The organism is Streptomyces aurantiacus, from assembly GCF_027107535.1.
Taxonomy (GTDB): domain Bacteria; phylum Actinomycetota; class Actinomycetes; order Streptomycetales; family Streptomycetaceae; genus Streptomyces.
On sequence record NZ_CP114283.1, the window covers coordinates 9,025,419 to 9,041,384 of the forward strand.

A 15,966-nucleotide genomic window follows, 5' to 3' on the forward strand; every position below is an offset into this window, starting at 1 on the left:
GACCCGCACCCGCGAAACGGCGGGAGCACCCGAGCCGGTACACGACCCGCACCCGCGAAACAACGGGAGGGGCCGTGCCGGTACGCCGAAGGTCCGCCGCGTAGGGCTCCTCCAGGAAACGGTTCCGTGTAGGTCTGCGGCCGTACACCCGGCGGCGGCGGACCCGGCGTACCGGCACGGCCCCGCCCCACAGGACCGCGCGTCACCACACGCGAAACGGCGCCGCACACGAAACGGCACCACCCGCGAAACGGCGCGACGCGCGACCTCAGTCGAAGACGACGGTCCGCCGGCCGTTGAGCATGATCCGCCGCTCCGCGTGCCACTTCACGGCCCGGGCCAGCGCCTGGCACTCCACGTCACGCCCCACGGCGACCAGCTGCTCCGGGGTGACCTGGTGCTTCACCCGCTCGACCTCCTGCTCGATGATCGGCCCCTCGTCGAGGTCGGCCGTCACGTAGTGCGCGGTGGCACCGATCAGCTTCACGCCACGCGCGTGTGCCTGGTGGTACGGCTTCGCGCCCTTGAAGCTGGGCAGGAACGAGTGGTGGATGTTGATGATCCGTCCGCTCAGCTGCTTGCAGAGGTCGTCGGAGAGCACCTGCATGTACCGCGCCAGCACCACCAGTTCGACGTCCAGCTCCCGCACCAGCTCCAGCACCCGCGCCTCGGCCTGCGGCTTGTTGTCCTTGGTGACCGGAATGTGGTGGAACGGCACGTGGTACGAAGCCACGAGTTCGGCGAAGTCCGTGTGATTGGACACCACGGCCGCGATCTCGACCGGCAACGCCCCGCTGCGCGCCCGGAACAGCAGATCGTTCAGGCAGTGCCCGAACCTGCTGACCATCAGCACGACCCGCATCTTGTCCTCGGCCCGGTTGATCTGCCAGTCCATCTGGAAGGAGTCACCGATCGCCGCGAAGCTCGCGCGCAGCTTGTCCACCGTCACCGGCGGCTCCGCCGAGAAGTGGACCCGCATGAAGAACAGGCCCGTGTCGTGGTCACCGAACTGCTGACTGTCCTCGATGTTGCACCCGGTCATGAAGAGATAACTCGACACGGCGTGCACGATGCCCTGCTTGTCGGGGCAGGAAAGCGTGAGGACGTACTGCTCGGGCGCGGACTGCTCGTTCATGCCCGCCAGGGTCCCATATCCGGGAACGCCGGCGAGCACGCGTCCCGCGTGCCGGACGGCCGCCCATCAGGCGCGCGTGCCGCGCGCCCGGCCCCGCGGCACCTCACCCGCCGAACGGCCTCAGGCCGACCGCGTCATGATCCGCAGCACCTCGAGAGTGCGCGGCGGGGCGTCGGGGTCCTCCCCGTCGCTCACGGCCATCCGCACGTGCGCGTCCCGGGCGGCCCGCACGGCCTCCGGCCAGCCCTGGTGATCGAGATAGACGGAGACGGCGGCGTCGGGACCGACCTGGTGCATGATCCGCAGCACCCGCAGCACGGCGGAGTCGACGAGCGCCGCCTCCTGCGAGTCCCGGAAGATCGTCCCGACGTATTTCTCGGCGGACCAGTTGTCCAGCCAGGTGTCCTCGACGAGGCGGTAGACGGCGTCGGTCACATCCCCGTACCCGTCGGCCCCCGCGAGCCATATACCCCGCTGGAAGTCGGTGTCGGAGAGCATGTGCAGCGCGGAGCGCACATTGCTGCGCCAGCGCCACCACGGCATGTCGTTCAGTGGCATGCCGCCCATGGTGGATGAGCGACGCCCGCGACGGGAAGAGTTCTCCGAACCTTGCACGGTCACCGATCGTACGTTCCTGCCCGGACAGCCTGCCCGGCACCCCGCTGTTCACCTGCCTGTCACCGGGCGTTGACCAAGGGTCACACCGGCCGTCGCGGTGTGACGGAATCGTGCGTGTCCATGACCGGTCGGCGACGCACCCGCACCTTCCTCCCCGCCCGCCCACGTCCCGCGAAGGCCAGAGTGCTGTCCGCGGTCGCGCTGGCGGCGTGTGCGTCGATAGCCGTCGGGTGCGGTGTCGTCCCCGGAACCACGGGGGGCTCCGGGGGCGACACCCTGACCGTCATGACGTGGGCGCCGGAGAAGACCAAGACGACCAACAAGCCCGGAATGCCCGCCATGGCACGTGCCTACGCGCGCTGGGTCAACTCCCACGGCGGCATCAACGGCCGCCGGCTCGAGGTCCTCACCTGCAACGACCACAACGACACGGTGGCCGCCGCGAGCTGTGCCCGCCGCGCGGTCGAGGAGGACGTCGTCGCGGTCGTCGGTTCCTACAGCCAGCACGCCCGCTCCTTCTTCTCCCCGCTGGAGGCGGCCGGCATCCCGTATCTGGGTGGGTACGGCGTCACGGACGACGAGTTCACCAGCCCGCTCTCCTACCCCGTCAACGGCGGCCAGCCCTCCCTGCTGGCCGGCCTCGGCCAGCAGCTCGCGAGGACCTGCGGCCCGGTCACGCTCGTACGCCCCGACACCGTCGCCGGCGACGAGCTGCCCGTGCTGCTCGACTCCGGGCTGACCTCGGGCGGTCACGCGGCCTCCGTCGACCAGCGGGCCGCCGAGGACGCCTCCGAGTACGCGGGGCACGCCCAGCGGGCCCTGCGGCGGGTGTCGGCGAATCCGCTGGAGGAGGGGTGTGTGGTGCCCGCGCTCGGCGACCGCACCGACACCTTCATGGACTCGTTCCGGCGGGCCCGCGAGGACTATCCGACGGTGCACACCGCTTCGGTGCTGGGCAGCGTCGACCAGTCGATGATCGACGCGACAGGCCGTATGTACGAGGGCTCGTACGTCACCGGCTGGTATCCGGCGTCGAGCGACAAGCGGTGGAAGCCGATGCGCGAGGTCATCCGGGAGGAGGCCTTCGGCGACAACCGGATCGACGTGGCCGACCCCGGCGTGCAGACGACGTGGGTCGCGTACACCGCGCTGCGGAAGGCCGTCGAGTCGCTCGGCGACGGCGAGGTGTCCTCACGGACGCTGCGGCGCACGCTCGACGAGGGGCTGAGGATCGACACGGGCGGTCTGACGCCGACCCTGAGCTGGAGCTTCCAGGACCTGATCGGGGCGAGCGGCTTCCCGCGGCTGGTGAACTCGGACGTGACGTTCCAGGTGGTGCGCGAAGGCCAGCTGGTCACGGAGCGCAAGGGCTTCGTGAACGTGTCGAAGGTACTGGAGAACACCGAGGCGTCCTGATCGCGGACGCCCCTGGCGATCACGGCCGACCGGTGTGCGGAACCCGCCCGCGATCACGGGCGGGGGTCCCTGTCACAGTCGGCCCGCGATCACGGTCGTCCCGTGATCACAGCTGGCCGGGCTGGCGCTCCGTCAGTCCGTACGTCTGGGCGATGGAGTTCCACAGCTGGGCGGCCTTGGCCTTCTGGGTGGTCGCGGTGCCGCTCTCGCGGTTGCCCGCGGCGGTCTGGGCCGTGGAGCGGGCCTGGCCCTTGCGGCAGCCCTTCTTGCCCGCGACCTGGTCGGCCCACGCCGCGTAGTGGGTGTCGGCCGACGCGGAGGCCTTCCAGGCGCTGTTGAGCGCGGCGGTGAGCTGCGTGTGGTTCTTGAGCTTGTCGACGGAGAGGCCCGCGAGACGCGTGACCAGGCCGTTGCGCTGCTCGGCGGCGTTGCGCAGGTCGGTGGCCGCCTGGCCGAGGTTGGTGCACCTGCGTACGTTGTCGACGGCCTTGACCACGGAGTCGCGGCTGTTGCCGCTGTCCGCCAGGAGCTTGTCCAGGGCCGCGGCCTGCTTCTCGGCCGGGCCGGCCGACGCGGAGGCGGAGCTGTCCGTGGCGGGCGCGGTCGCCGCCACCGTCGTGTTCTCGTCGCCCTTGCCGTCGCCTCCGCCACCGCCGCTGAGCAGGGCTCCGGCGCCGATGCCGAGCACGGCTATGCCCACACCGACGGCGGCGATGACGGGAACGCGGGACCGGGTCCGGCCGCCGCGGCCGTGGTCGTCGTCCGCCGCGGCGCGGCGCGCGCCGCGCCCGGCCGGGGCCTCGGGGCCGGCCGCCGGCACGCCGGAACCGCCCGGGACACCGAATCCGGCCGGGGAGCCGAACGCGGGTGAGGCGGCCGCCTGTCTCGCCCGCGACTGCTCGAACCTGGGCAACTGCTGGGTGGAGCCTGCGGCGTCCGCCCGGAAGAGGTTGTCGAACTCGGCGGGCGGCTGCTGCTGCCGGTCCTGCGGCGCGCCCGGCCGCACCCCGTACGCGCCTGCGGGCTCCGCGGGCACCGGGGCGATGAACTGCGTGGGCTGGGCGTCGGGGTCCGCGGCCGGGGGCAGCGGTCCGGCGCCGCTCGCGCCGGGCATCGGCCCGGGGCCGTCCTGCCGTACGCGGCCGAGGAAGCGCGTCGACTCGGCGGACGTCGGGTCGGGTGCCGTGCCCGGGGCGGGCATCTCCGGCGGCAGCGCTCCCGGAGCCACGGGCGGGAGGAACTGCGTGGCGCCCTCGTCCATGGGCGCGGCCGCGGGGACGGGCGGCAGGAACTGGGTCGCGTCCTCGTGCACGGGAGCGGCGGGCGGCAGCCCACCCGCCCCGGCTGCGGAGGCCTGCGGGTAGCCGTAGCCGCCCTGCGACTGCGGCACACCCTGGCCCGCGGAGGGCGAAGGGGCCCCCTGACCGCCCGGGCCCTGCGGATAGCCGTAGGCGCCCTGGCCCTGTGAACCGGCGGGACCCTGTGGCTGCGCGGTGTGGCCGGTGGGCGGCTGCGGGGTGCCGTACGCGGCCGGTGGCTGCGGGGCGCCGTATCCGTTGCCGGGCCCGTTCTCCTGCGGGAGGGGCATGCCGCCGGGTGTCTGCGGGGTGTCCCACTGGGCGCCCGGGTCCTGCGGGCCGTACTGGGCCGTGGGCTCGGCGTACGGCGAGGGCTGCCCGCTGGGCGCACCCCAGCCCGAGGCCGGCGCCCCGGAGTCCGGCGCCTGTCCGCCCTGGCTCTGCGCGGAGCCGTCCCAGCCCGGAGCCTGCGCTCCCGGCCCGGGCGTGCCGGGGCCCGCGGGCGGGGCGCTCCAGCTCGAGATCTGTGGTTCCTGCCCCTGGGACCGGCCGGGGCCCTGTGCGCCCTGGCTCTGATCCGCTCCATACCGTTCGCCCTCGGGCGTCCAGTCCTGTCCGGGCTCCTGAGGAGCCTGCGGAGCGGGCCGGGGGCCCCACGGCTGGTCCCAGGCCTGCCCGTCCGCCGGAGTCGCGCGGTCGCCCGTCTGGCCCGGCAGGAGGGGCTCGCCGCCGTCGGACGGCAGCACGATGCCTTCGCGCGCAGGTCGCGCCGAGGGCTCGTCGCCCTGTCCGTTGTGCGTCACCGGGACTCCTACGAATGGGGGACCTTCGGAATCGTCGGTTCACGCTACCGGGTCCTCACGAGCCGGTGCCACGCAGCACAGGACGCGACCCCCACGGCCGGGGACAGCCGGTGACAAACCGCCCCCGGAACGCCGCTCGGTGCCTTCTTTTTCACGCCTTCTTCCGCAACGAACGCCCCGTTTCCCGAACGTTCACTCCCCGGACAGGTGCCGCGTCGGAGCCGGTGCCGCGACAGGCTCGCCCTAAGCCGCCGCCTGCAGGTCCATGCGCGCCCCGAACTCCCGCACCACGGGCTCGTCCCGGTACGGATCCAGCCGCTGCTGGAGGTCGTCCAGGTACTCCGCGCCGCGGTTCGACCGCAGCGTGCCGAGCAGTTCGACCGCGCGCAGGCCCGTGTGGCAGGCCTGCTCGACCTCGCGCTTCTGTACCTGCGCGGTCGCCAGCAGCACGTACCCGATGGCGCGGCGCCTCGCGCGCGACTCGGGGTGCCCGGCGAGGGACTCCTCCGCGCACCGCGCGGCGGCCTCCGCCTGCCCCAGGTCCCGGTGGCAGTGCGCCAACTCGTCGGCCAGGTAGGCCTCGTCGAAGTGCGCGATCCACCGCGGGTCGTCCCCGGCCTCCGGATCGGCCTGCTCCAGCGCCGACACGGCCCGCCCGGACGCCGCCTGCGCGGAGCGCGCGTCGCCCATCAACGCGTGGCCCCGGGCCTCCGCGGCGTGGAACATCGACTCCGCGCGCGGTGTGACCCGCCCGCGCGCCCCCTCCTGCGCCGCACGCGCCAACTGCGCGATCTCCCGCGGGTTCCCGAGCTGCGCGGCCAGGTGGCTCATGGACGCGGCGAGCACGTACCCGCCGTATCCGCGGTCACCGGCCGCCTGCGCGAGCCGCAGCGCCTGGATGTAGTACCGCTGCGCGAGCCCCGGCTGCCCGGTGTCGACGGCCATGTAGCCCGCGAGCTCCGTCAACCGCGCGACCGCCGCGAAGAGTTCACGCCCGACCGCTTCCCGGTACGAACCCGCCAGCAGGCCCGACACGACACTGTTCAGGTAGTGCACGACGACCGGACGCACATGTCCGCTGCCGTACTGGTGGTCGAGGTCGACCAGCGCCTGGGTCATCGCGCTCACGGCCGCCACGTCGGACTGCCCGACCCGCGGTCCGGCCGAGCGCGACACCTGCGCGTCCGGCGAGGAGATCAGCCAGTCCCGGCTCGGCTCGACGAGCGCGGAGGCCGCGACGGACGAGCCGGACAGGAAGTCCCGGCGCCCCACGTCGCTGCGCCACAGCTCGCAGACCTGCTCGATCGCCCCGAGAACGGTCGGCGAGAACTGCAGGCCCACGCCGGAGGCGAGGTTCTTGCCGTTCGCCATGCCGATCTCGTCGATCGTGACGGTCCGGCCCAGCTTGCGGCCGAGCGCCTCGGCGATGATCGCGGGCGCCCGCCCACGCGGCTGCTGACCGCGCAGCCAGCGCGCCACGGACGTCTTGTCGTACCGCAGATCGAGCCCGTGCTCCGCGCCGCACATGTTGACCCGGCGGGCCAGACCGGCGTTGGAGCAGCCCGCTTCCTGGATGAGCGCCTGCAGTCGTTCGTTCGGCTGTCGCGCGACGAGAGGCCTTGCGGCCATGGCGTACCCCCTGTGGCTGCGGTGCCTGCCCACGCACCGAGTTGACGAGTCCTCAGTGGCCGGGCTCTTCCACGCCCGTGAGAGCGGCGAGAAGATCCGGCCTCGAAGATCAATGCCCCGCGGACATACCGAAGATGCGAGACATGCGAGGATTGCCGGGGTAAAGGCTGTTGCCCGCCCCTCACATGGCTACCCACCACCCGCTGCCGCCTCCCGTGCGCGCCCCCACACATGCATCCATGCGCCCCACGTGTGGATTCGGTGCTCCTCCCCCGCGCGCGCAGGAAAAGCAGGGAAAAGGGGTGCGAGCCCGCAGCGCTTTCCCAAGAAGGGCCGCGGTGGGAGACGGGTGGGCGTAACCCCTGGTGGGTGCGGGAGTTGAGTTCAGCGTGGAAGAGACGATCGCAGGCACCGAGACCGCCCAGATCCCCCAGCAGCGCGGCGAGTCGCTGCAGGACACAGCCGTGCGCTATGCCGAGGAGCGCCATTGGGACGTGTTCCCCGGCACGTGGCTGGAAGCCGTCGACGGGGTACAGCGCTGCTCGTGCGGTGAGCCCTCGTGCGCCGTACCCGGCGCGCACCCGGCGCGTGAGGACTGGGCGACCCTGGCCACCGGCAGTGCGACCGTCGCCCGGCGGCTGTGGGCGAAGCAGCCCGTGGCGTCGATCCTCCTGCCGACGGGTCGCACGTTCGACGCGATCGACGTCCCCGAGACCTCGGGTTTTCTGGCGCTCGCGCGGATGCGGCGGATGGAGCTGACGCTCGGGCCCGTCACCTGTACTCCGGACCGGCGGATGCAGTTCTTCGTGCTGCCGGGTGCCGCCGCGAAGGTGCCGGATCTCGTGCGCAAGCTCGGGTGGCCGCTCGCCTCCCTCGATCTGGAGGTCTTCGGGGAGGGCACGTACGTGGCCGCGCCGCCCACCCGGTTCGGGGCACGGGGTGCCGTGCAGTGGGCCTGCCGGCCGACCCCCGCGAACCGGTGGCTGCCGGACGCGGAGGAGCTGATCTCGCCCCTCGCCTACGCCTGCGGGCGGGACGCCCGCCGGTAGCGCGACGGCGCTCCGCCGAGGGGGCGGTTCCTCGACTGCGGTTCCTCGACCGCGCGTCAGCTGCTGCGGGCCGGCGACCGCGGTTCCTCGGCCGCGGGTCCGCGACGGCTGATCGCGCGGCCCCGCGCCCCTGAACGGGCCCTGTCCCCCGTATCGTGCCTCGCATGACCGAGGGAGTGCGGGTGGGTGCGGTTGCCGTGCGGGTGCAGGGGCTCTGGAAGCGGTTCGGGGAGCAGGTGGCCGTCGCCGGGATCGATCTGGAGTTGCCCGCGGGGCAGTTCATCGGTCTCGTCGGGCCGAACGGTGCCGGGAAGACCACCACGCTGTCGATGGTGACCGGGCTGCTGCGGCCCGACCAGGGGACCGTGGAGGTCGTCGGGCACGACGTGTGGCGCGACCCCACCGAGGTCAAGGCCCGCATCGGGGTGCTGCCCGAGGGGCTGCGGCTCTTCGAGCGGCTCTCGGGGCGTGAACTGCTCGCGTACACGGGCCGCCTGCGCGGGCTGCCCGGCACGGAGGTCGACAAGCGGGCCACGCAGCTGCTCGACGTGCTCGACCTCGCCGGGGCCCAGCACAAGCTGGTCGTCGACTACTCGACGGGCATGCGCAAGAAGATCGGCCTGGCCGCCGCACTGCTCCACAACCCCGAAGTGCTGTTCCTCGACGAGCCTTTCGAGGGCGTCGACCCGGTCTCCGCGCAGACGATCCGCGGAGTGCTGGAGCGCTACACCGCGTCCGGGGCGACCGTCGTCTTCTCCTCCCACGTGATGGAGCTCGTCGAGTCGCTCTGCGACTGGGTCGCCGTGATGGTCGCGGGCCGCATCCGCGCCCACGGCCCGCTCGCCGAGGTGCGGGGCGAGGCGCCCTCCCTCCAGCAGGCCTTCCTCGAACTCGTCGGCGCGAACGGCCGCGACACCGGGTCCGACCTCGACTGGCTGGGCGGCGGGGCACGATGACCACCGGTGCCCCGTCCGTGACCTCCGCGGCTTCCACCGTTTCCACGGCTTCCGCTGCCTCCGTCACCTCCGTCGTCGTGCGGCTGAAGGTGTCCCTGCTGCGCAACGGCCTGCGGCAGTCGGCCGGTCGGCGGGCGGCGTACGTGGCGTCGCTCGTCCTCGTCCTGCTCTTCGCCGCTCTCCAGCTGATCGGCCTGATCATCCTGCGCGGCAACGCGCACGCGATGAACGTCACGGTGCTGCTCACGGCCGTGCTGGCGCTCGGCTGGGCCGTGATGCCGCTGTTCTTCCCCGGCGGCGACGAGACCCTCGACCCCACGCGCCTGGTGATGCTGCCACTGCGTCCACGCCCTCTCGTCCGGGCGCTGCTGGTCGCCTCGCTGGTCGGTATAGGGCCGCTGTTCACGCTGTGCATGCTCGTCGGCTCGGTCGTCGCGACGGCGCACGGAGTGGCGGCGTACGTCACCGGCGTCGTGGCCGTCCCCCTGGCGCTCCTCGTCTGCGTGGCCCTCGCGCGGGCCGTCGCGACCGCCAACCTCCGGCTGCTGACCAGCCGCAAGGGGCGCGACCTGGCTGTGCTGAGCGGTCTGGTGATCGCCGTGGGCGCCCAGGTCGTCAACTTCGGGGCGCAGAAGCTCGGCGCGTCGGGCCTGTCCACGCTGGATCCGGCGGCGGACGTCCTGCGGTGGCTGCCTCCGGCGTCCGCGCTCGGCGCGGTGGACTCCGTCAGCGAGGGCTCGTACGCCGTCGGTGTCGCCCAGCTCGCGCTGAGCGGTGTGCTGCTGGCGGCGTTGCTCGGCTACTGGCAGCGGAGTCTCACCCAACTGATGACCTCGCCCGACGGCTCGACACTGCAGGCCGCCGAGCCGGTACGGGACAGGGCGGGGCGCTCCTCCGGGCTCGGCCGGCTGCTGCCCGCGGGGCGCACGGGCACGGTCATGGAGCGCAGCCTGCGGTACGTGTGGCGGGACCCGAAGACGAAGGCCGCGTGGGTGACGTCACTGGCGATCGGCCTGATCGTGCCGCTGTTCAACGCGTTGCAGGGCACCGGCTCGATCTACTTCGCGTGCTTCGCGGCGGGAATGCTCGGCATCCAGATGTACAACCAGTTCGGGCAGGACACGTCCGCGTTCTGGATGGTCGCGATGACGATCTCCTCGCCCCGGGACGCGTACGTCGAGCTGCGCGGGCGGGCCCTGGCCCTCCTGGTGATCACGCTTCCGTACGCGGCGCTCGTGACGGTCCTGACGACGGCGCTGCTCGGCGACTGGCCCGCCCTGCCCGAGGTGCTCGGTCTCTCCTTCGCGCTGCTCGGCGCGATGCTGGCGACCGGGGCCTGGTCCTCCGCCCGCTTCCCGTACTCGATCCCGCAGGAGGGCTACAAGAGCGTGGCTCCCGGGCAGGCGGGGCTGGCCTGGATCTCCATCTTCGGCGGCATGGTCGCGGCCGCACTGCTGTGCGCACCCGTCATCGCCCTCACCATCTGGCTGAACGTCTCGGCGGGCGGGGAGAACTGGACGTGGCTGCTGCTGCCGCTGGGCACCGGTTACGGCGCGCTGATCACCCTGGTGGGCCTGCGTCTCGCCGCCCCGCGGACGGCGAAGCGGCTACCGGAGATCCTCGCGGCGGTCAGCAAGGGCTGAGGACCGGAAACGCGAAGACCCGCGCCCCGAAAGGGGCGCGGGGAACCGCGCGACCAGCCCCCGCCGCGGGCGAGAACGACCCGCGGCTCGACGGCGCCGACCGCGCGCCCTAGCGGAGCGTCTCGTCCAGGAACGGCTCCACCGCCGCCCGCCACGCGTCCGGCTGGTCGTAGTGGACGAGATGACCGGCCTCGGCCACCTCCGCGTACTGGCCGTTGGGCAGGACGCGGACCATCTCCTGGGACTCGGCCCGGCCCAGCTCGCCGTCGAGACCGCGGACGACGAGGGCGGGGCACTGGACCTGTGTCAGCTCCTCCCAGTGCGCGTCGTACACCCAGGTCTCGCGGGACTTGAGCATCTGCTCGGCCTCGAAGACGGGACGCCAGCCGTCCTCGGACTCGGCCATGACCTCCGCGTAGAACTCCCCGCGCGACGGGTTCGGCCGCTCCACCCAGGGGTCGTCCTCGCCGAACCACTTCCGTACGTCCGCGAGCGTGGCGAACGGAACCGGCCAGGACTTGAACCATTCCTCCCACTCGCGCTGCGAGGCGGCCCCGAGCGCCGAGGCCCGCATGTCGCAGATGACCAGACCGCACACGAGGTCGGGGCGCCGGGCCGCGAGCTGCCAGGCCGTCAGGGCGCCCATGGCGTGGCCGATGAGGACGGCCGGGGCGAGGCCCAGCTCTTCGAGGGCGGCCTCCGCGTCCTCGACGTACGCCCCGCGGGTGTACTCCGTCTCCGGCGGCTTCTCGCTCTGTCCGTGGCCCCGCTGGTCGAGCGCGACGGCCCGGTGCCGCTCGGAGAGCCAGCGGGCGGTGGGCGCCCAGTGCGAGGCACGGCCCATGAGCCCGTGCAGTAACAGCACGCCGGGGGTGCGCTCGATGCCGCCCGCCCTCGCCCCGCCCGCCCTCGTCGCGGCCGGGCCGGCCCTGCCCGGATCGGACTTGGGAGGATCGGCGAACTCCCAGGCGGCCAGGCGTACCCCGCCCGCCCCGGTCACGTCGATGCGCCGCACCATACGTTGGCACCCCCCTTGATCCGCGCGGCCGGGTCGTCCCGCACGAGCCGGCCGGCCCACTCGTACCGCTGGTCGTACCGATACTCCTGCTGTTTGTTACTGCGTGATCCGTGGTCGTTCCGTCACCCACACGCTATCGAATGCACATTCGAGAATGGGGTCCTTGGCGGTAACACCCCTCCTTCGAGTGACACCGCTCAAGGGTTGGCCGCCGCAGCCGAGGGGAGATCTTCAACGGGGGGCGGGCCGCTCGGGGAAAACGGTCCGAAGGGGATGACCCTGAGAGCTCGGGGCTCCGGGTCAGCACAGGGGAGGACAGGCCCCGGCGCCTCAGGGCGCCGGGGCCCTCCTCATGTCTGCGGCACATCCTTGCGCCCCCTCCCCGACCGCGCGTCGGCGCCGCTGCCGGCACGGTCAAGAGCCCTCAGGTCATATGCCTCTCGCGACAGCCTCGCATGCGAACGGCCCCACCGCTGCGATTCCGCGCACTGAATCTTCGTTACCGAGGGAACACCGAGGTGGGGCAACTGGGTCTTGCGTTACGGGAGTTGACCCCAGAGGCCCTCTGCGAACAGGGCACACGGGAGCGGCCCCGACAGGGCCGCGGCGCGTGTACGTGCGCGGCTTCGCCGCGTGGGCACGATCGCCCCCACCGCCCGCGGACCAGGCGACTGCTCCCGCGCGGCGCGCTACCGCTTCGCGACGAAGACGTGCGACGCGACGTCCGACTCCAGCTCCGCGGCCTCGCCGCCACTGCCGACCAGCACCCCACCCGCGGACTCCGTCACACTGACCACGGACCCGGGCTGCACGCCCGCCCGCCGCAGCGTGTACATCAACTGCGCGTCCGTCTGGATCGGCTCGCCGATGCGGCGGACGACGACCGTCTTGCCGTCGAGCCCGGGGTCGAGGTCGGCCAGCGAGACCATGCCCGCGTCCAGGAACGGATCCGCCCCGTCCTTCTCGCCCAGCTCCTCCAGGCCCGGGATCGGGTTCCCGTACGGCGACTCGGTCGGGTGGCGCAGCAGCTCCAGCACCCGCCGCTCGACCGCCTCGCTCATCACGTGCTCCCAGCGGCACGCCTCCGCGTGCACCTGCTCCCACTCGAGACCGATCACGTCGACGAGCAGACACTCGGCGAGGCGGTGCTTGCGCATCACGCGCGTGGCCAGCCGGCGGCCCTCCTCCGTGAGCTCGAGGTGCCGGTCGCTGGCGACCGCCACGAGACCGTCGCGCTCCATGCGCGCCACGGTCTGGCTGACGGTCGGTCCGCTCTGGTCGAGCCGCTCGGCGATCCGGGCGCGCATGGGGACCACACCTTCCTCCTCCAGCTCGAGGATGGTGCGGAGATACATCTCCGTGGTGTCGATCAGTCCGGACATACGTGCCCCTCGATTAGCTCTGCCGGAGGCTGGGTGGCTCACCGGCGTGTGCGCTGGCCCTGGCACCAATTCTGACTCATCCCACTGACAACCGTGCCGCGCCGTCGGAACCACGTGGTGACGAGTGCCTGCGCGAACGGCCGGGCCCGGCTCCCGGCCGGGCGACAAGGGCGCCCTCGGAACCCAGTGTCGCCCCTGCGGACCGTATTGACACGGCAGTGGTCCAGACCGCAACGTGATCCGCGACACGACGGGGAGAAGGGGCTTCGCCGATGAGCGACAGCAAGCTGGCCGGGCAGTTCTTCGACGCCGCGATCGGCCTGCTGCAGCGGGTGCGCGACGAGGAGGCCGGGACCGTCGAGGCCGCCGGCACCATGATCGCCGACACGGTCGCCGACGGGGGGCGGCTGTTCGCCTTCGGCGCCGGACACTCGTCGCTGGCCGCGCAGGACCTCGTCTACCGTGCGGGCAGCCTCGCGCTGATGAACCTGCTCGCCGTGCCCGGCGCGGTCGGCGTCGACGTCATGCCCGCGACGCTGGGCTCCGCGCTGGAACGGGTCGACGGCCTCGCGACCGCCGTCCTCGACGCCAGTCCGGCCCGCTCCGGCGACCTCCTGGTGGTCATCTCCCTCTCCGGGCGCAACGCCCTCCCCGTCGAGATGGCGATGAGCGCCCGCGCCCTCGGCCTCAAGGTCGTCGGGGTCACGTCGGTCGCGTACGCCTCCGAGACGCGGTCCCGGCACACCTCGGGCACTTACCTGAAGGACCACTGCGACGTCGTCCTCGACTCGAAGATCGCGATCGGCGACGCGGAACTCACCCTGGACACCATCCCGGCCCCCTTCGCCTCCGCCTCCACGGTCGTCACGTCGGCCCTCCTCCAGGCCGTCATGGCCACGGCGGCGGGCACCCTCGCGGACCGCGGGATCGAGCCCCCGCTGCTGCGCTCCGGGAACGTGGACGGCGGCCTGGAGTGGAACGACCGGGTGTTCGAGGAGTACTCGGACAGGATCTTCTACTGGCAGCGCTGACTCGTCCCGGCTTCGTCCCGCCGCCGCTTCCCGCCGGCAGTGCCGTCAGTGCAGGGGACGCGGCCGGGACCGACGGGGCCGTGGCCGGGGCCGAGGGCAGGCAGGATCACGGGCGCTCCAGCACCGCCGCCAGGTCCAGGGCCGCCGCGATCCGGACGGCGACGTCCTCCGCGTAGGTCGCGTCGAACTTCTCGAACTGCGTACGACTGGCGCCGCGCAGGAACGTGACGACGCCCAGGGTCCGGCCGCGGCTGCGCAGGACCACGCACAGGGCGTGCACCGAGTCCGCGGGCCACTGACGGGCGACGGCCCACTCCCGGACGCGGTCGGGCTCGGCCGCCGCCGCACTGGCTCGTACGGAACCGATCCGCTCGACGCACTGGAGGGCCGGATGCCCCTCCCGGTACCGGACTGGCAGACCGGCGCGGCCCGCGGGCAGACTCGGGCCCGGCGCGCCGGAAGGCGTGGCGGCGGCCCGGACGAGCCGCACCGGCCCCTCACCGTCCGGCACGGAGCCTCCCGCCACCCGGTCGATCAACGCGTGGTCCGCGAATCCGGCCAGCGCGAAGTCGAGGTGGACCGACGCCGCCTCGGCAGGGTCCTCGCACTCGGCGGCGGCCCGCGCGGCCCGGTGCAGCTGGTTGGTCCTGAACCGCAGCAGCGCCGCTTCCTGCTCGGTCTGCTTGCTCTCGGTCACGTCCTGGAAGAGCCAGCCCACACCGAGCGGAACCGGTTCTTCCGTGAGCGGCGAGGCGAGCCGCAGGAAACCGCTGCGCCAGCAGCGGCGCTGCTCGCCGTCCGCGGTCCGCACGGTCACCCACATCTCGGCGGGCGCCGGCGGTGCACCCTCCGACAGGACGTGCGTCAGCGCGCTCTCCAGCTCCTCCACGCCCTGGGCGAGCAGCTCACCCAGCGGGCGCCCCAGGACGGCCGTCCGTCCCGTACCGAGCGCCCGCGCCGCGTGCGCGTTGACCACGGCGGGCCGCAGATCGGCGTCGACGAGCACGACACCCCAGGAGGCGTCGTCGAAGAGTGCCTCGCTCAGGGCGATCGACCGCTCCAGATCGATCTGCGCGTGCACCTCGCTGAAGGCGCAGTACACCCCGGCCGGCTTGCCGTCGGGACCCGGCACGGCGGCCGACTGGGTCCGTACGAGCACCCGGCCGCCCTCCTTGGTGAGCAGCGCGAACTCGTTGACCTGGCGTCCGGGGGCCCGCATCGCGGACAGGAGCCGGCCCTCGACCTCCTCGGCGTCCGCGGTCCGTACGGCCCAGCCGGCGAACCCGTGCCGTCCGACCGCCTCGGCCGCGGTCCAGCCGAGGATCCGCTCCGCCTCCCGGTTCCAGTGCGTCACCACTCCGTCGGCGTCGAACGCGCACAGCGCCGCGTCCATCCCGTCGAGCAGAGCGGCGAGCAGATCGGCCCCGTCGCGCTCAGGCTCGTGCGGCCCGAGCTCGTCCGTGGTCCCGCTACGCCGCGAAGCACTCACCTGGCACCCCCTGCAGGCCGTGTCGGCGTGTCCTGCGCGGTGCGCCCGCGCGTCCGTTCACTCACTACGCATCACTCACTAGCAATCATTCAACTCGAACGTGACGCAGCCCACATCTGGTTCCCACAAGATTGAGGAAATCGTTGTGCGCGGTCGCTTCATCCTCCGGATCGATCATCGGATACGTCCTCACCTGTGGCGGTGGCCAGGTCCGCGACCACGACGGCGCGATCGGATGGCCGGACACCCCTGGCGGGAACGTACGGATCTCTGAGCCGCCTACCACGGCCCCTCTGCCCAGCTTGCGCTATGCGGCGCTAGCAGCAAGATCGGTTGCGCGTTCGGGCAATGGCGATTATTCGCACAGATGGGCTCTTTTGAGGGAGACCGCCCTCCCCTGCGGCGCTTGATCGCTAGCGTCGGCTGCACACGCCGAAGGGAGGTCACTCGCTCCTCGGCAGTAGGTCGGATCCTGTTCCGCGTGTCGGACAGGCCGAGT

General features: G+C 72.6%; 12 protein-coding genes. 5 read left to right on the forward strand and 7 right to left on the reverse strand.

Going from position 1 to position 15,966, the window contains the following annotated elements; genetic code table 11:
* Nucleotides 1-268 precede the first annotated feature (268 nt).
* Nucleotides 269-1,135, reverse strand: coding sequence for a formyltetrahydrofolate deformylase (gene purU, locus O1Q96_RS41760; protein ID WP_269253057.1), 867 nt, complete (start codon nucleotides 1,133-1,135; stop codon nucleotides 269-271).
* Nucleotides 1,136-1,255: 120 nt separating this feature from the next.
* Nucleotides 1,256-1,756: an SCO4402 family protein gene (locus O1Q96_RS41765; protein WP_217454750.1), complete on the reverse strand. Its 501-nt coding sequence runs from the start codon at nucleotides 1,754-1,756 to the stop codon at nucleotides 1,256-1,258.
* Nucleotides 1,757-1,873: 117 nt separating this feature from the next.
* Here O1Q96_RS41765 and O1Q96_RS41770 point away from each other — a divergent pair, with 117 nt between their 5' ends.
* A complete protein-coding gene (locus O1Q96_RS41770; protein WP_269253942.1) occupies nucleotides 1,874-3,169 on the forward strand; it encodes an ABC transporter substrate-binding protein in 1,296 nt (431 codons plus the stop codon).
* A 106-nt stretch (nucleotides 3,170-3,275) separates the two neighbouring features.
* Here O1Q96_RS41770 and O1Q96_RS41775 read toward each other — a convergent pair whose 3' ends face one another.
* Together O1Q96_RS41775 and O1Q96_RS41780 are read right to left on the reverse strand one after the other, a co-directional pair.
* Complete coding sequence (locus O1Q96_RS41775; RefSeq protein WP_269253058.1) at nucleotides 3,276-5,270, reverse strand: hypothetical protein; 1,995 nt, start codon at nucleotides 5,268-5,270, stop codon at nucleotides 3,276-3,278.
* A gap of 243 nt (nucleotides 5,271-5,513) precedes the next feature.
* A complete protein-coding gene (locus O1Q96_RS41780) occupies nucleotides 5,514-6,899 on the reverse strand; it encodes an NsdA family TPR-like regulatory protein (protein WP_269253059.1) in 1,386 nt (461 codons plus the stop codon).
* 389 nt (nucleotides 6,900-7,288) lie between these two features.
* Here O1Q96_RS41780 and O1Q96_RS41785 point away from each other — a divergent pair, with 389 nt between their 5' ends.
* The 3 genes from O1Q96_RS41785 (at nucleotide 7,289) to O1Q96_RS41795 (ending at nucleotide 10,547) form a co-directional block, all read left to right on the forward strand.
* Nucleotides 7,289-7,948, forward strand: a complete 660-nt coding sequence (locus O1Q96_RS41785; protein WP_217454216.1) for a bifunctional DNA primase/polymerase — start codon at nucleotides 7,289-7,291, stop codon at nucleotides 7,946-7,948.
* Nucleotides 7,949-8,112: 164 nt separating this feature from the next.
* Complete coding sequence (locus tag O1Q96_RS41790; RefSeq protein WP_217454215.1) at nucleotides 8,113-8,904, forward strand: ABC transporter ATP-binding protein; 792 nt, start codon at nucleotides 8,113-8,115, stop codon at nucleotides 8,902-8,904.
* Nucleotides 8,901-10,547 carry a transporter gene (locus tag O1Q96_RS41795; RefSeq protein ID WP_269253060.1) on the forward strand — a complete coding sequence of 549 codons (1,647 nt, stop codon included), beginning with the start codon at nucleotides 8,901-8,903 and terminating at the stop codon, nucleotides 10,545-10,547. The genes O1Q96_RS41790 and O1Q96_RS41795 overlap by 4 nt, the downstream gene beginning before the upstream one ends.
* 109 nt (nucleotides 10,548-10,656) lie before the next feature.
* On the opposite strand, the gene O1Q96_RS41800 is transcribed toward O1Q96_RS41795, so the two are convergent.
* Both O1Q96_RS41800 and O1Q96_RS41805 read right to left on the reverse strand, forming a co-directional pair.
* Nucleotides 10,657-11,565 carry an alpha/beta fold hydrolase gene (locus O1Q96_RS41800; RefSeq protein WP_269253061.1) on the reverse strand — a complete coding sequence of 303 codons (909 nt, stop codon included), beginning with the start codon at nucleotides 11,563-11,565 and terminating at the stop codon, nucleotides 10,657-10,659.
* Between the two features lie 689 nt (nucleotides 11,566-12,254).
* A complete protein-coding gene (locus O1Q96_RS41805) occupies nucleotides 12,255-12,947 on the reverse strand; it encodes an iron-dependent transcriptional repressor DtxR (RefSeq protein ID WP_107015407.1) in 693 nt (230 codons plus the stop codon).
* Nucleotides 12,948-13,219: 272 nt separating this feature from the next.
* Here O1Q96_RS41805 and O1Q96_RS41810 point away from each other — a divergent pair, with 272 nt between their 5' ends.
* Nucleotides 13,220-13,978 (forward strand): SIS domain-containing protein, encoded by a 759-nt coding sequence (locus O1Q96_RS41810; protein WP_269253062.1) that lies wholly within the window; start codon nucleotides 13,220-13,222, stop codon nucleotides 13,976-13,978.
* A gap of 106 nt (nucleotides 13,979-14,084) precedes the next feature.
* Here O1Q96_RS41810 and O1Q96_RS41815 read toward each other — a convergent pair whose 3' ends face one another.
* Entirely contained in the window at nucleotides 14,085-15,467 is a 1,383-nt protein-coding gene (locus O1Q96_RS41815; protein WP_269253063.1) for a PAS domain-containing protein, read from the reverse strand.
* Between the last annotated feature and the right edge of the window lie 499 nt (nucleotides 15,468-15,966).

Coding starts and splice junctions, on each gene's coding strand:
- O1Q96_RS41790 (WP_217454215.1), top strand. CDS start 8,113: ATGACCGAGGGAGTGCGGGTGGGTGCGGTTGCCGTGCGGGTGCAGGGG.
- O1Q96_RS41770 (WP_269253942.1), top strand. CDS start 1,874: ATGACCGGTCGGCGACGCACCCGCACCTTCCTCCCCGCCCGCCCACGT.
- O1Q96_RS41805 (WP_107015407.1), bottom strand. CDS start 12,947: ATGTCCGGACTGATCGACACCACGGAGATGTATCTCCGCACCATCCTC.
- O1Q96_RS41795 (WP_269253060.1), top strand. CDS start 8,901: ATGACCACCGGTGCCCCGTCCGTGACCTCCGCGGCTTCCACCGTTTCC.
- O1Q96_RS41800 (WP_269253061.1), bottom strand. CDS start 11,565: ATGGTGCGGCGCATCGACGTGACCGGGGCGGGCGGGGTACGCCTGGCC.
- O1Q96_RS41780 (WP_269253059.1), bottom strand. CDS start 6,899: ATGGCCGCAAGGCCTCTCGTCGCGCGACAGCCGAACGAACGACTGCAG.
- purU (WP_269253057.1), bottom strand. CDS start 1,135: ATGAACGAGCAGTCCGCGCCCGAGCAGTACGTCCTCACGCTTTCCTGC.
- O1Q96_RS41810 (WP_269253062.1), top strand. CDS start 13,220: ATGAGCGACAGCAAGCTGGCCGGGCAGTTCTTCGACGCCGCGATCGGC.